The organism is Paraliobacillus sediminis (genome assembly GCF_003426055.1).
In genome coordinates, this window is the sequence record NZ_QJSI01000003.1 from 640,597 (window position 1) to 654,190 (window position 13,594).

Sequence of the window (13,594 nt, forward strand, 5' to 3'; positions counted from 1 at the left end):
TATAATAAGAAGATAGATACGAGTAAGAAGGAGGCAACCTCGAATGGATTATAAACTAGTTATTGAATTTTGCATGCAATGAAACTACGCACCTAAAGCCGCAAGTTTTGCGGAACAGTTATTTACCCATTATCGAACCGCAATCACATCATTAGAGTTAATCCCAAGCTCTGGTGGAGTCTTTGAGATTAGTGTGAATGGGAACAAGATCTATTCGAAACGAGAGACAGGCGAATATCCTGATCTGGCAGATATTATCGAAGAAATAGACAAACACTAACAAAAAAGCTACTGTTGATTAGGACTACACGTCAGATCAGCAGTAGCTTTAACTTTCCAATAAAAACATTTGCCTTTATACTAATAATGTACAGTCGAAGAGGAGGCGTTAAGATGAAGCATTTAGTAAGGGAATTGCCACCCGTGCATGCTTTTAAAAAAAGTGAGCAATTCATAAAGCTTATTGAAACAACCGGTTTAACTGAATCACGGGTTATTACAGTCATCCAACAGATAATAAGTGACTTGCGCGTGAAGCTTCTCACTGGTACTTCACCGATTGAAAACCCCTCAAAAGAAAACTTTTTCAACTACATCATTACCCGTACAGAGGAGAGTGTACACAAGCGACAAGAAGATTTTCTTACACCTGTTATTAATGGTACGGGTACTGTTTTACATACGAATTTAGGACGAGCACGATTAAGTGATGATGCGATTGCGCATGTAGTGGCTATTGCGGGAAGTTACTCGAACTTAGAGTACAACATAGATGAAGGAAAACGTGGATCACGCCATGATATTTTGGAAGAATTATTGATAGAAGTTACTGGTGCGGAAGCGGCGATGGTTGTGAACAATAATGCCGCAGCTGTTTATCTGATTTTACGGGCATTGGCCAAAGATAAAGAAGTGATTGTTTCCAGAGGACAGCTTGTAGAAATTGGCGGCTCATTTCGCATTTCTTCGATTATGGAGGAAAGTGGAGCTAATCTTGTCGAAGTTGGTACAACAAACAAGACGCATTTGTATGATTATCAAAATGCAATCAGTGAGAATACAGGTATGTTATTAAAAGTACATACAAGTAATTTTAAAATGATTGGTTTTACTGAGTCGGTTCAAACAGAGGCTTTAGTAACGCTTAAAAATCAACACGAGGGTCTAATTTTTTATGAGGATTTGGGAAGCGGATCTATATATGACTTTAGAAAAGATGGTATTGGCGAGGAGCCAGTTGTGAAAGAAGTGATTCAATCTGGCGTTGATCTCGTCTCTTTTAGCGGGGATAAATTACTAGGAGGACCGCAGGCTGGTATTATTGTTGGTAAAAAGGAACTAATTAACCGATTGAAAAAGCACCAATTAGCAAGAGTCCTTCGCGTTGATAAAATGACTTTTGCAGGACTTGAAAAAACACTACGCGATTATCTAACAAGTGAGGAAGCTACGCGAAAACTTCCTACAGTAAGAGATATTACAAAAACGTTAAGCGAGATTGAAAACCAGGCAAATGCGTTTATAACAGCGTTAACGGAAGTAGATACAGGATATCACTGTTATATTAAAGAATCGACCTCACAAATTGGTGGAGGGACGATGCCAGATGTCCAACTTCCAACATATGTGGTCTCGTTAACACATGCTACCTATTCAGAAAATGAATTGGCTGAAAAACTTAGACTTGGAACGCCAGCCATCATTACACGGATTCAAGAGGAACAGGTCATGATAGATTTTCGAACGATTTCTATAGAAGAAATGCCAGAGCTTATCCAGGCATTTATAGTAGCAGATAGGTGAAAATAGGAGAGGAGACTTAAAATATGAACGAACTAACTGTAAGTCAGCCCTTTTATTTAAAAAATGGAGCGATAACATTTAAAAATCGCATCGTGAAGTCAGCAATGAGTGAGGGCCTTTCTACAAGAGATCACCTTCCAACGGACAATATTAATCGTTTATATGAGGCGTGGGCAGATGGGGGAGCTGGACTTGTCATTACCGGAAACGTAATGATAAACAACACAGCACTTGGAGAGCCTAAAAATATTGTATTAGATAATGACAACAATCTTGGAGTATTTAAAAAGTGGGCGAAAGCAGGCACGAAAAACAATACCCATTTATGGATGCAAATCAATCACCCAGGAAAACAGGTTATTAAAGGGGTCGCCTCTGAAGCTTTGGCACCATCTGCAATTCCTTTTGAGCCAAATTTCCAACGTTTCTTTCCAATGTGTCGTGCACTAACCGAAGAAGAAATTAATGACCTGATCCAACAATTTGCTAACACAGCGAAACTCGCTAAAAGTGCTGGATTTACTGGTGTGCAAATTCATGCGGCGCATGGTTATCTAATCAGTCAATTTCTTTCTCCAAGACACAACCAGAGAGATGATAAATGGGGCGGAACAGTTGAAAATCGCTTCCGATTCTTGTCAGAAATCTATCAATCTATGCGTTTAGAAGTTGGAGATGACTTTCCAATAGGTGTTAAAATCAATAGCTCTGATTTTATGAAAGCAGGTTTTTCTGAAGAGGAATCACAATTCGTGATCACAGAATTAGATAGACTTGGTGTTGACCTAATTGAAATTTCTGGTGGTACATATGAACGACCAGAAATGACTGGTAATAATGTAAAGGAATCAACAATTAAAAGAGAAGCGTATTTTTTAGAATATGCGTCGAAACTAAAAGAGAAAACACGTATACCACTGATCTTAACAGGTGGATTTAGAACCCGTTCGGGAATGGATGAAGCACTACAGTCCGGAGCAACTGACCTAATCGGATTAGCAAGACCATTAGCTATAGATCCAGGCTATGCGAATCAAATATTACTTGACAAAGGTACGAAAGTTGTCATAAAACCTATAAAAACAGGGTTGTCTTTTATTGACAATAAAGGATTAATGGAATTAATCTGGTACGCGCAACAATTAACACGAATAGGCAAGGGAAAGAAAACCAAACCTAATTTCTCTCCGATCCTTTCTCTATTCCTAACCATCACTAAGAATGGTCGAGCTGTTTTTCAAAAAAGAAGAGTTTAATAGAATAAAAAAATGCAAGGCCAATAGGGTACAACCTAGTTGGCCTTGCATTTTTAATTTATTTATCTATCGTTCCAAGATCATAGAAACACCAATTCCGCCACCTACACAAAGAGAGCCTAGACCATAATGGGCGTCTGTCTTTTGCATTTCGTGAAGTAATGTTACTAGAATCCTAGCTCCAGATGCGCCAATTGGATGGCCCAGTGCTATTGCACCACCATTAACATTTACTTTGTCAGTATCAATTTTCAAGTCTCTTAATACTGCAATACTTTGTGAAGCAAAAGCCTCATTTAATTCAAATAAATCGATCTGATCTAAACTAAGATCTGTTTTCTCCATTAGCTTTTTGATAGAATAATATGGTGCATAGCCCATTAATGAAGGATCTGTACCAACTTCTGCATATCCTTTAATTGTCGCTAAATATGGGATGTTTCTTTCTTCTGCCGTTGATTTCTTCATCAGTACAAGTGTTGCAGCACAATCGTTAATACCAGATGCATTACCAGCTGTTACTGTTCCATCTTTAAGAAACGGTGTTTTAAGTTTCTGCAAATCTTCTATTTTTAAATTTTTACGGACATGTTCATCTGCGGAAAATAAATATTCTTCGCCAGTGTCATCTTCTACTTTAACTGGAATGATCTCATCATCAAATTTACCAGTTTCAATCGCATGTTGTGCTTTTTGTTGCGATCGTAAAGCAAATGCATCTTGCTCTTCACGAGAAACAACTAGTTTCTCTGCTACATTTTCACCTGTAATTCCCATATGGGTTTGATCAAACGCATCAGTTAAACCGTCATGGATCATACTGTCTTTTAAATTTGACACATCCGCGTCTTTATCCATACGATAATTCGGTAAAAGATGAGGCGCTTGTGTCATATTTTCTGTACCGCCTACGACAACGATATCCGCATCACCTAGTTGAATAGCTTGACTGCCAAGAATAACAGATTTTAAACCAGAACCACATACTTCATTAATTGTCATAGCAGTTGCTTCATAAGGTATTCCAGCATTCACAGAAATTTGTCGTGCTGGATTTTGACCTAGTCCCGCTTGTAAAACGTTTCCAAAAATAACCGAATCAACTTCTTCTGGCGTAATATGAGCACGACGAATAGCTTCTTTAACTGTCAGTGCTCCTAATTTTTCTGCAGATATATTTTTCAGGCTTCCTTTATACTTACCAATTGGTGTTCGTACTGCACTAACAATCACAACATCTTCCATATTTTCACGCACTCCTTCATAGAAATATATAATAACTTGAATCCGAAAGATAGAATATTTCATTGACTCTATTTACTTCTAAATAAGTAGATAATAGGTTCCCTGTTGACTTTTATCCATTTACTCGTTTTAGTAAAGTAAATTAAATAGTCTAAATTACTTGAAGATAAAAAAGAGATAGGGTATCCTCAGAAATAACAACGAAATGAATCAAGAAAGGATTCCCTATCTTGTGTACTAGTATAAAACAAGAGGCATTGTAAAATCAACTAGACCAACTAAAACAGCAAAGAGAAAATGATAGGGTTTTCCTGAAGCATTATTCGGTGTTATACTTAGGTAAGATTTCTAACATATTAAATGCAAGTGGAGATGAAGATTTATATTAAATGAAAAAGGATTGTGAACTATTTTGAAAATTGGAATTGATAAAATTGGTTTTTATACACCACATATGTACGTAGATATAAAAGAATTGGCTATTGCACGAAATGTAGAACCAGAGAAATTTACGATTGGAATTGGACAAGAGAAAATGGCCGTTCCACCTATTACACAGGACTCTGTTTCCTTAGCTGCAAATGCTGCGCTAGAAATATTAACTGATGAAGATAAGAAAACGATTGATTATGTCATTTTTGCAACAGAATCAGGAATTGATCACTCCAAAGCAGCTTCTATTTATATCCATGAGTTATTGGATTTAAACTCGAGTGCACGATCAATTGAAGTAAAACAAGCTTGTTATGGTGCGACAGCAGGTATTCAAATTGCAAAAGGCCATATTGCATTAAATCCAGAAAGTAAAGTACTTATATTAGGATCTGATATAGCACGTTATGGCTTACATACAACTGGTGAGGTTACCCAGGGTGCAGGAGCAGTTGCCATATTAGTAAGTAAAGATCCAAAAATCATGACAATCGAGAGCCCAAGTGCTTACCAAACTGAACAGGTGATGGATTTCTGGCGTCCAATTTATTCGGATACAGCCTATGTACAAGGAAAGCTTTCTGTCGATCAATATTTGAGCTTTTTCCAAAGTGTTTGGAAAGAACATAAAGAAAAGACAGGATTCGAATTAAAGGATTTTGAATCTATCTTTTTCCACTTACCATATACAAAGATGGGCTTAAAAGCACTAAGAACTGTGATTGATGAAGGTACAGAAGCTGACAAAGATCGCTTATTAGCTAATTTTGAAATTAGTAAGCGATATAATACAATTGTTGGTAATATTTATACAGGAGCACTTTACTTAAGCTTAATTTCCTTACTTGAATTAAATGATACCATTGAGCCAGGAGCTAGAATAGGATTATTCAGCTATGGATCAGGAGCAGTAGGCGAATTCTTCTCAGGAATATTACAACCAAACTATCGTGACGCCTTATTTGCAGACCAGCACGAGAAATTACTAGCAGATAGAAAAGAAATTAGTGTTGCTAAGTATGAAGAGGTCTTCCAAGATACATTACCAGTAGGTATTGACAACATTGCATTGCCAATTGATGAAGACCCAGCGACTATATGCTTCTCAGGTATAAAAGATCATATGCGACAATATGTAAATAAAAATAAATAAGCCAAATGACCGTTAAGTGATTATCACTAAACGGTCATTTTATTTTAGTTAGGAAAATCAGTAACGTTAAGCGTTGAAATGTATTGTGAAAGAGCGTTAAATAGGTATAATATAGGATATATGCTTTCTATAACTATACACTCCGTACTTCTTGTTTCGTTTAAGGATTATTCACTGTATTATTTTTCAGATTTCGTTTTACTGTTAGAGATTATCTGTATTAATTCTCGGATATTCTGGTTCAACAGCTGCTAAAGCACGCGCATTATTATTGTGTCGCTCATTTTTATCATCATCAGAAGCAACATAGCTGGCCATCTCAACATTCACCGACGTATTTTCTTGTTCCATCCGGTTTGGTTGATTATCAACCTGTTTCTTCATATACTTATTGTTCTTGTTATTCATGTCATCACCTCACATATAGTATATATAAGAAAATACATGCTATACGTGTTGTGATATAAGGTCGTACTAAATTGATATGACCCAGAGACGATTTACGAAAAAAAGAGCAGTCTACGTTAATGTTAGACTGCTTCTTCAGTAAAATAATTATTTAAACGGGTTTAATGTATAGCGTAACTTATTTGTTATTTAATTGCTTTAAAATATCCTTAGCGGTTACTAGGTTCATGTTTTTCCTTTGTTTTAATTCTTGCGTAACGACTTCAATTTGCTCTCCTTTAGCACCTGCACTAATAGCAAGTGATTTGGCATGGAGTCCCATATGTCCTTTTTGAATACCCTCTGTTACAAGTGCCTTGAGAGCTGAAAAGTTTTGTCCTAAACCGACCGAAACAATAATAGATTCTAATTCTTTAGCTGTTGGATTTCCCAACAATTGTTTCGTGAATTGTGCTGTAGGGTGAATGTTAATAGAACCTCCAACCGCACCAACTGGTAAGGGTAATGTCATCATGCCAACTAAATCACCGTTTTCCGCCTTGGTCCAACTAGATAAAGAACGATACTGTCCACTTCGCGTGGCATAAGCATGTACGCCCGCTTCGATTGCACGCGTATCATTTCCAGAGGCAAGAACAACAGCATCAATGCCATTCATAATACCTTTATTATGTGTGACAGCTCGATATGGATCAACAATTGCAAATTGACAGGCTTCAATAATTCGATCACGTACTTCTTCACCTGAAAAATTGCCTTTTTGCAATAGTGAAACTGGAATACGACAGGTTACAGTAGCAAGACATTCTGTTGCATAATTCGAGAGTATACCCATTATGGCAGTTCCGCCTGTTAAGCTTTCTAGATAAGGCTTAATAGCTTCAACCATTGTATTGATAATATTCGCTCCCATTGCTTCCAATGTTTGAATGTGGATGTGAATTACAAAAAAGGAAGGCGAATCATACTGCTCATCTGCTTCAATCTGTCTGGTTATAACAGAACGCGCACCACCGCCTCGCTTCACAATAGAAGGATGGGCTTGATTTGCTTTTTCAATGATCTGATCTACATGCTGTAAAATATTTTGTTCCGCTTGATTCATATTAGAAATGTTCGTTAAAGCAATCTGACCTATCATCGTTCGTTCTTGTATAGTTGTCTCAAAACCACCTGATTGGTTGATAATTTTTGCTGCAGAACTAGCGGCGGCAATAACAGATGGTTCCTCAGTTGCCATAGGAACAATAAATTCCTTTTGATCAATTAAAAAGTTAAGTGCAAGTCCAAGCGGTAATTCGTATGTAGTAATTTGGTTTTCAATCATATGGTTGGCAATTTCATCTGGTAATGCCAATTTACGCTTAAAATCTACTGCATCTTCTTGAGAGATGATCTCAGCTGATACCAATGCTTCGATTCGTTCAGCATGTGTTTTTTGATAAAATTTATTTAAATATTCTTTTTTCATTGTTTATCCCCCAGTTGATCTGCAACACTTATATACATATCCAAATTATAAGTAATGTTTGCTAAATTTCTATATTTTTAATTTATCACAGAAATGCTTGAGAGCAAAGAGATCAAATAGAATATATAAAAGTAATAGTAGATTGTAATTATATGTTAAACTTAATATAAAGTAATGATAAAAAGGAAAATAACTATCAAGGTGATTTCTGAGTTAGGGGTGGTATGATGGAGAAAAAGTATAATATATGGTCATTTTATTTAATATTTTTATGTATTGGGATTTCTTTTTATTCATTGTATTCTACTATTGATAGTACTAGTAGCTGGCTAATTGCACCACCAATTTATATTCTTCTTTTGGTTAGTATCCTTACATTTATTTTTGGAGTTATGGGGTTTAAAGATAGCAAGAACTGGCAGAGTAAAACAAGAAGTTGGGTGACCATCATTTTATCCTTGTTATTGTCTATAGCTCTTTTTCTAGTAATATTATTAACATCATTTTTTTCTTCATTGGGAGTTAATGAACATATTAAAACAATTAGGTCTCCTGATCAAAATTATACAATTGATTTCTATTATTATGATGCAGGAGCAACTGGATCATTCGGAGTAAGAGGCGAATTAAATGGCCCACTTTGGTTTAAAAAAAGAATTTTTAACCAAAAGGGAATCAAAGAAGTTTCTATTAATTGGGATAGTAATAACATCGTGTTGATTAATGATAAAATGTTGAATTTAGATAATGGGGATACTTTTGGATATTAGCTTATTAAAAAATAGTCGTGCTCAAGTTAATAAGCGCACGACTGTTTTTTTGTTATGTTCCATTTATTGAAGATATGTTTTGATCTCTTCCGCTTTAGCTACTTTACCATATACTTTTACTTCTCCATCAACAACTAGTGCAGGAGTAGTCATGACACCATAATTTGCAATTTCTTTAAAATCGGTTACTTTTTCAATCGAAGCATCTAATCTAAGTTCCTTAACTGCAATTTGAACACCCTGGACCTAATATTTTGATAATCATACGAAACATCTCCTCAAAATTTTTACGGAAGCAGGGAACGGTTCTAATTGTACGTTATCACAAAAATAGGGACGTTTTTCTTATTCAATTAACGCTTTGGTGACACCGATATTCACTAAAAAATAACCTAGTTTACTTAAGCGCTAGCCATGCAACAAGAATTTCACCTTCGATAAGTCCATTGTTTCTGTATAAATGGACTCTGTTAATTGTTCAGTGTGCCGATAGCCTTTTTTAAGATTCCAGAGATACAAAACAAATACTCTATCAGAAGATTGCCTCCACTTTAATTTAGAAATCAAGGAAACCAAATAAAGATTTAAGTTATAAATGTATGTGTATCTTAGGATTGGGACCAATCACAATACATATATTTTCAGCATATAAATACATATCGAGAACAAGTTTACGTTATATTTTAACGGGCTGTCGCCAATCCGCCGGCATTACAGGTGCGTCAATATGACCTTGCCATCAGGGAACAGCTCCAGTCCGTGCTCCATTTTTTATGCTAAATAATAATCGGTATTCGGAGGGATCCAGAAATGACAAATTATCACACCTTAACGCAAGCGGAAGCGGTTGCGTATGCACAAGGCATCGAGGAGATATTCCCGGATGGTGCACAGCTCAAGTTGCGGGATATCGGTGATGGTAATCTTAACAATGTGTTTCATATATGGGACCAAGCATCAGGGAGATCCTTAATTCTAAAGCAGGCACTTCCTTATTTCAAGATGGTCGGTGAATCAGTACCTTTGACGTTGGACAGAGTACGCATTGAATACGAAGCATTGCGCATTAATGGGGAGATCTGTCCTGATCAGACGCCAAAGGTTTACACGTACGATTCGGATTTGGCGTTAATCGCCATGGAGGATTTGAGCGATCACACTGTTATGCGCCGCGGACTGATGGAGAAGGTCCGTGCTCCGTTGTTCGCCGAGCATGTCGGATCATTTTTAGCGCAGACGATGTTCTTCACCTCGGACCTGGCCATGGATCAACAGGAGAAGAAATTGCGGGTGAAATCGTTCATCAATCCTGAGCTTTGCAATATCACCGAGGACCTCATCTTATACGCTCCTTTTACAAAGTCCCGGTTGAATAGCGTCGAACCTCATATCCGTGATAGCGTTGTGCGTATTTGGGAGGATAAGGAGCTGCATCTTGAGGTCACGCTTCTGAGGGAGATATTTCTCACGAAAGCAGAAGCTTTGCTGCATGGAGATTTGCATACAGATAATATATTCATCAAGTCGGATTCTACAAAAGTCATAGATCGCGAATTTGCTTTTTACGGTCCGATAGGCTTTGATATCGGAACGCTTATCGGCAATGTGCTGCTGAACTATTCAGGCCAAGAGGGCTGGAGCACGGATGCGAGGGAGCGAACCAATTATCGCCGCTACCTTCTGGATACCGTGAACGATTTATGGACACAATTCGAATCTCAGTTCCGCGATCTGTGGAACGGGTATGCCGCCGACCGGTTGGTAAATACACCTGGATATCAGGATTTTTATGTGACAAAATTGCTTCAGGATACAATCGGATTTGCCGGGGTGTTAATGCTGTGCCGCGTCTATGGTTATATCCATGTCGCGGACATCGACGACATCAAAGATGCGGCTGCCCGAGAACGAGCACAGCGAACCGCGTTGGAAATTGGTGTGGCGCTAATTAAACGGAACCGATCCGCCCACTCTATTAAGGAAGTGTTGGATATCGCTTTAAAAGTTGTAAAGTAAAGACTACGTCATCCATTTTTGTTTCTAGGAATACATCAATATTAATAGAGAAGTTCAGCAGATTCTCATAGAAGGTTGGCAGGTATCGTTTTGGAGAAACAGTTCAAACGACATGGCACAATGTTGGACTGAATGAAAAGCCGGCTCTTATTCAAAATCAATAAGAGTCGGCTTTTTGTAAATCAATCTATGAAACGTTGGATTTCCTCTAACACCTTGTGACGTTCCTGTGAAAAGACACCGTGTCCCGCATATGGACATAAAATCAGCTTGGAGTTTGGAATACGACGGTTCAGAGTCTTGGCATGCTCCGGACGGAAGACCCAATCTTCCTCGCCGTGTATAATAAGCGTTGGTACCGATATTTGCCCAAGCCGATGGTACGAATCGAAGTTCTTACTCGCATTATGATGAATCTCCATGCTTCTAGGGTTCGTAGGAGCGATTTGCATCTGTTTCACGAACGAAGCAATCAAGCTCGGATTCTCCTGGATATAGGCTTTGGAGTAAAGCATATCTAGCATGTCTTGTGAGGTATTGTGAGCATTCTTTCGCATCAGCAACTTGATCATCCGAAAAGAAGGCCGAATACGTTTGACCCCGCAGGTCGTGGAACATAAGATTAATTTCGACACGCGGGTGGGATTTTCGATTGCAAGCTCCTGTGCAATCATTCCCCCCATGGACTGGCCTAAAATATGTGCCTTTTCGATATCAAGCGCGTTCATTAGCCCAATGACATCGTTAGCCATATCTGAAATGTCATACGACTCTGTCGGAGCGTCACTCCGGCCTGTACCGCGATGATCGAGCATGATGAACCTGTTCCTTTCACTTAACGCGGCCTTGTTTGCCGGATTCCACCAGTCCATGTTACTGCCTTTTCCTGTAAGTCCGATCAAAGGAAAACCTTCCCCGATCGATTGATAACAAATGTTTATACCGTTGACAAATATTTTTTCCAAAATTACTCACTCTCCAGTTTCGTAATCTCTTGTCACTAATGTGAACAATATCCAAGATTAATAGATTCTGTTAAAAAAATATATTTATGATGAAAAGGAAAGATCTACAGCCTAATAAAGGCTTGAGCCTTTCCTCATAGAAGTCCTATGTTATTTTTTTAGTAGATTTTTCGTATCGCGCATATGCGAATTCTGTTGCTGTGGCAAGCCTGTTTTTAGGCGCTTCTGTCCTTCTTAGCCAGTTTTCAAGGCGTCGGTAACATTGTTGTTTAATTGAAAACTGCTCAATTTCTCTTCATCGCTTGTCATACTTGCAAGCTGTTTGCAGGCGTCAGTAGTCCCGGTTCTTATAGTGACATGGGAATAATTATCGATCTCATTCTTTACTCCGTTATAGATCCCCTTTAAGACTGCCATATGCCTAATCTCCTTACAGATCCTGCGATTTGCTCGGATAAGGGGGATGATTCCTGCTCTAGCTCTCTTTCTTATGAATTTTTTTGCTTCAGTTCCAATTGTTTAGACGCTGCAATGTTGATTTTGCTTTATCTGGTTTACCTGCATTTTGGTAAGCTGTACTTAGGTTTCGCAGTACTAGTTGTATTTGCTTTATTGTTAGGTAGTTGGAATTATTTTTATAGTGGTTAAGCAGAAAAGTGAAATCCTCGATCGCCGTTTCCGAGCATTGGAAAAAGGATTCAGGTAGCCTCACACAAATGTTCCCGCGCAACAGCCGAATTTCTTTATGGTTTGAGTCTAAAGAAACGGCCCGATTCAATACGTCTAATCCCTCTTCCACCTTATCCACTCTTTCCAGAATTTTAACTGCATCCCGACCTAATAGAACTAGAGTACTGCCGTAATAGGCCTCAATTAGTGCATTATCAGGATCAGTATCACGAAGCTTTAAGAACATTTCGTTTGCTTTTATCACCGCTTTTTTGTCCCCGTCAACCCCTTGATTATGTTGTGTTTTGGCTTCCTCGAATTTATTCATGTCAACCCTCTGACCTGCCAATTCTATCACCTCCTATTGAAAATGTTTGCCATCCATCAAGTGTATGATCTCGCTTCCAGTGGCGTGAATGGTCCTTCTTATTAAAGTTGATATGGGGCTCTCGGAGTTAGGGTTATGCTCAACAACTAGTTTCCCTTCCACAGACCTAAGCTTTAGCTTGAGGAGGAGCAGAAAATCAGTGTCCTGAGTCTCGTTAATTAGATTATTCCAGCACATAGTTGCATCCTGATTACGACCTATTCGGCTATAAGCCTCTCCAAGCTCATAGTTAACCTGCAAATATTTTTCGGTATTAAGGAAATCTTCTTTCTGCATTTCCCGGTCGATGAGAAATGTGTAATCTTCAATCGCGGTTTGGGTCCGTTGGAAATACTTTTCAGGCAACCTATATGCGGCCCTGCCTCGTAACAGTCGGATCCTGCTATTTTCAGGGTCGGCACTTACTGCTTCATCAAGAATCTTCATTCCTGCTGTCGTTTCCTTTAATCTACTTAACGGTGATATCTTATTTCGAGCGATTAGCAACATGGTCGTGCCGTAATAGGCTTCAATAAGAGCATTATCTGGAGAGGCTTTGTGAAGCTTTGAAAAAATCTCATTTGCTTTATTCACCGCGTTTTCATCTCCATCTCCGCCTTTCTTAATAAGCATTTTCCCTTCCTCAAATTGCTTCATGTGCGTGTCACTTATTATCATATTAATTTCATCCTCCTAACGAAAAACCCGATTCGATCCTTAAATAATGTCATTCCCGAACAGCTGTCGGAATCAATCTTCACCAATCTGAATAACAACATAAATCCATCCTTTCTTTAAAAACAAGATATGCTAGCTATAATATGTATAATTTATAAAAATGAATGTGTATCCGCCTTATTATCTACGTCTATACATAACATAGTATTCTTCCTTTATTAAATTTCATTACTACCTTCCAAATCAAACATAGGTCACTCTGATCTAAAATCAAGGATGGACAACTGATGTGAGATATTCTTAGAATAATAGCTTTATACACTAGCTACGATATAGATGATTGAAATGAATGAACGGTCTT

General features: G+C 38.0%; 13 protein-coding genes and 1 pseudogene. 6 read left to right on the plus strand and 8 right to left on the minus strand.

The window, feature by feature from the left end; genetic code table 11:
* Positions 1-94: 94 nt before the first annotated feature.
* The 3 genes and pseudogenes from D2K60_RS21225 to D2K60_RS15890 all read left to right on the plus strand — a co-directional run.
* A pseudogene (locus D2K60_RS21225) lies at positions 95-280 on the plus strand (Rdx family protein); the annotation flags it as partial.
* A 113-nt stretch (positions 281-393) separates the two neighbouring features.
* Positions 394-1,803 (plus strand): L-seryl-tRNA(Sec) selenium transferase, encoded by a 1,410-nt coding sequence (gene selA, locus D2K60_RS15885; RefSeq protein ID WP_117169460.1) that lies wholly within the window; start codon positions 394-396, stop codon positions 1,801-1,803.
* Between the two features lie 23 nt (positions 1,804-1,826).
* Positions 1,827-3,059, plus strand: a complete 1,233-nt coding sequence (locus D2K60_RS15890; protein WP_117169459.1) for an NADH:flavin oxidoreductase/NADH oxidase family protein — start codon at positions 1,827-1,829, stop codon at positions 3,057-3,059.
* Positions 3,060-3,125: 66 nt separating this feature from the next.
* Here D2K60_RS15890 and D2K60_RS15895 read toward each other — a convergent pair whose 3' ends face one another.
* Entirely contained in the window at positions 3,126-4,304 is a 1,179-nt protein-coding gene (locus D2K60_RS15895) for an acetyl-CoA C-acetyltransferase (protein ID WP_117169458.1), read from the minus strand.
* Positions 4,305-4,716: 412 nt separating this feature from the next.
* Between D2K60_RS15895 and D2K60_RS15900 the strand changes: the two genes are divergently transcribed.
* Entirely contained in the window at positions 4,717-5,889 is a 1,173-nt protein-coding gene (locus D2K60_RS15900) for a hydroxymethylglutaryl-CoA synthase (protein ID WP_117169457.1), read from the plus strand.
* Positions 5,890-6,093: 204 nt separating this feature from the next.
* Here the strand turns inward: D2K60_RS15900 and D2K60_RS15905 are convergent, their stop codons facing one another.
* Both D2K60_RS15905 and D2K60_RS15910 read right to left on the minus strand, forming a co-directional pair.
* Complete coding sequence (locus tag D2K60_RS15905) at positions 6,094-6,297, minus strand: hypothetical protein (protein ID WP_117169456.1); 204 nt, start codon at positions 6,295-6,297, stop codon at positions 6,094-6,096.
* Between the two features lie 178 nt (positions 6,298-6,475).
* Entirely contained in the window at positions 6,476-7,768 is a 1,293-nt protein-coding gene (locus D2K60_RS15910; protein ID WP_117169455.1) for a hydroxymethylglutaryl-CoA reductase, degradative, read from the minus strand.
* 227 nt (positions 7,769-7,995) lie between these two features.
* On the opposite strand from D2K60_RS15910, the gene D2K60_RS15915 reads away from it, so the two are divergent.
* Positions 7,996-8,538, plus strand: a complete 543-nt coding sequence (locus D2K60_RS15915) for a DUF5412 family protein (protein WP_117169454.1) — start codon at positions 7,996-7,998, stop codon at positions 8,536-8,538.
* A 63-nt stretch (positions 8,539-8,601) separates the two neighbouring features.
* Here D2K60_RS15915 and D2K60_RS15920 read toward each other — a convergent pair whose 3' ends face one another.
* On the minus strand, positions 8,602-8,769 hold the full coding sequence (locus D2K60_RS15920; protein WP_338048378.1) for a thioredoxin family protein: 168 nt from the start codon (positions 8,767-8,769) through the stop codon (positions 8,602-8,604).
* A gap of 579 nt (positions 8,770-9,348) precedes the next feature.
* Here D2K60_RS15920 and mtnK point away from each other — a divergent pair.
* Positions 9,349-10,554, plus strand: a complete 1,206-nt coding sequence (gene mtnK / locus D2K60_RS15925; RefSeq protein ID WP_117169453.1) for an S-methyl-5-thioribose kinase — start codon at positions 9,349-9,351, stop codon at positions 10,552-10,554.
* A 182-nt stretch (positions 10,555-10,736) separates the two neighbouring features.
* Here the strand turns inward: mtnK and D2K60_RS15930 are convergent, their stop codons facing one another.
* The 4 genes from D2K60_RS15930 to D2K60_RS15940 form a co-directional block, all read right to left on the minus strand.
* Complete coding sequence (locus D2K60_RS15930) at positions 10,737-11,519, minus strand: alpha/beta fold hydrolase (protein ID WP_117169452.1); 783 nt, start codon at positions 11,517-11,519, stop codon at positions 10,737-10,739.
* Positions 11,520-11,753: 234 nt separating this feature from the next.
* Entirely contained in the window at positions 11,754-11,936 is a 183-nt protein-coding gene (locus D2K60_RS15935; protein ID WP_117169451.1) for a hypothetical protein, read from the minus strand.
* Positions 11,937-12,024: 88 nt separating this feature from the next.
* A complete protein-coding gene (locus tag D2K60_RS20755) occupies positions 12,025-12,537 on the minus strand; it encodes a tetratricopeptide repeat protein (protein ID WP_240335277.1) in 513 nt (170 codons plus the stop codon).
* Positions 12,538-12,549: 12 nt separating this feature from the next.
* Positions 12,550-13,233 carry a tetratricopeptide repeat protein gene (locus D2K60_RS15940; protein ID WP_162880718.1) on the minus strand — a complete coding sequence of 228 codons (684 nt, stop codon included), beginning with the start codon at positions 13,231-13,233 and terminating at the stop codon, positions 12,550-12,552.
* Between the last annotated feature and the right edge of the window lie 361 nt (positions 13,234-13,594).

Coding starts and splice junctions, on each gene's coding strand:
- selA (WP_117169460.1), top strand. CDS start 394: ATGAAGCATTTAGTAAGGGAATTGCCACCCGTGCATGCTTTTAAAAAA.
- D2K60_RS15890 (WP_117169459.1), top strand. CDS start 1,827: ATGAACGAACTAACTGTAAGTCAGCCCTTTTATTTAAAAAATGGAGCG.
- D2K60_RS15940 (WP_162880718.1), bottom strand. CDS start 13,233: ATGATAATAAGTGACACGCACATGAAGCAATTTGAGGAAGGGAAAATG.
- D2K60_RS15905 (WP_117169456.1), bottom strand. CDS start 6,297: ATGAATAACAAGAACAATAAGTATATGAAGAAACAGGTTGATAATCAA.
- D2K60_RS15935 (WP_117169451.1), bottom strand. CDS start 11,936: ATGGCAGTCTTAAAGGGGATCTATAACGGAGTAAAGAATGAGATCGAT.
- mtnK (WP_117169453.1), top strand. CDS start 9,349: ATGACAAATTATCACACCTTAACGCAAGCGGAAGCGGTTGCGTATGCA.
- D2K60_RS15915 (WP_117169454.1), top strand. CDS start 7,996: ATGGAGAAAAAGTATAATATATGGTCATTTTATTTAATATTTTTATGT.
- D2K60_RS15895 (WP_117169458.1), bottom strand. CDS start 4,304: ATGGAAGATGTTGTGATTGTTAGTGCAGTACGAACACCAATTGGTAAG.
- D2K60_RS15910 (WP_117169455.1), bottom strand. CDS start 7,768: ATGAAAAAAGAATATTTAAATAAATTTTATCAAAAAACACATGCTGAA.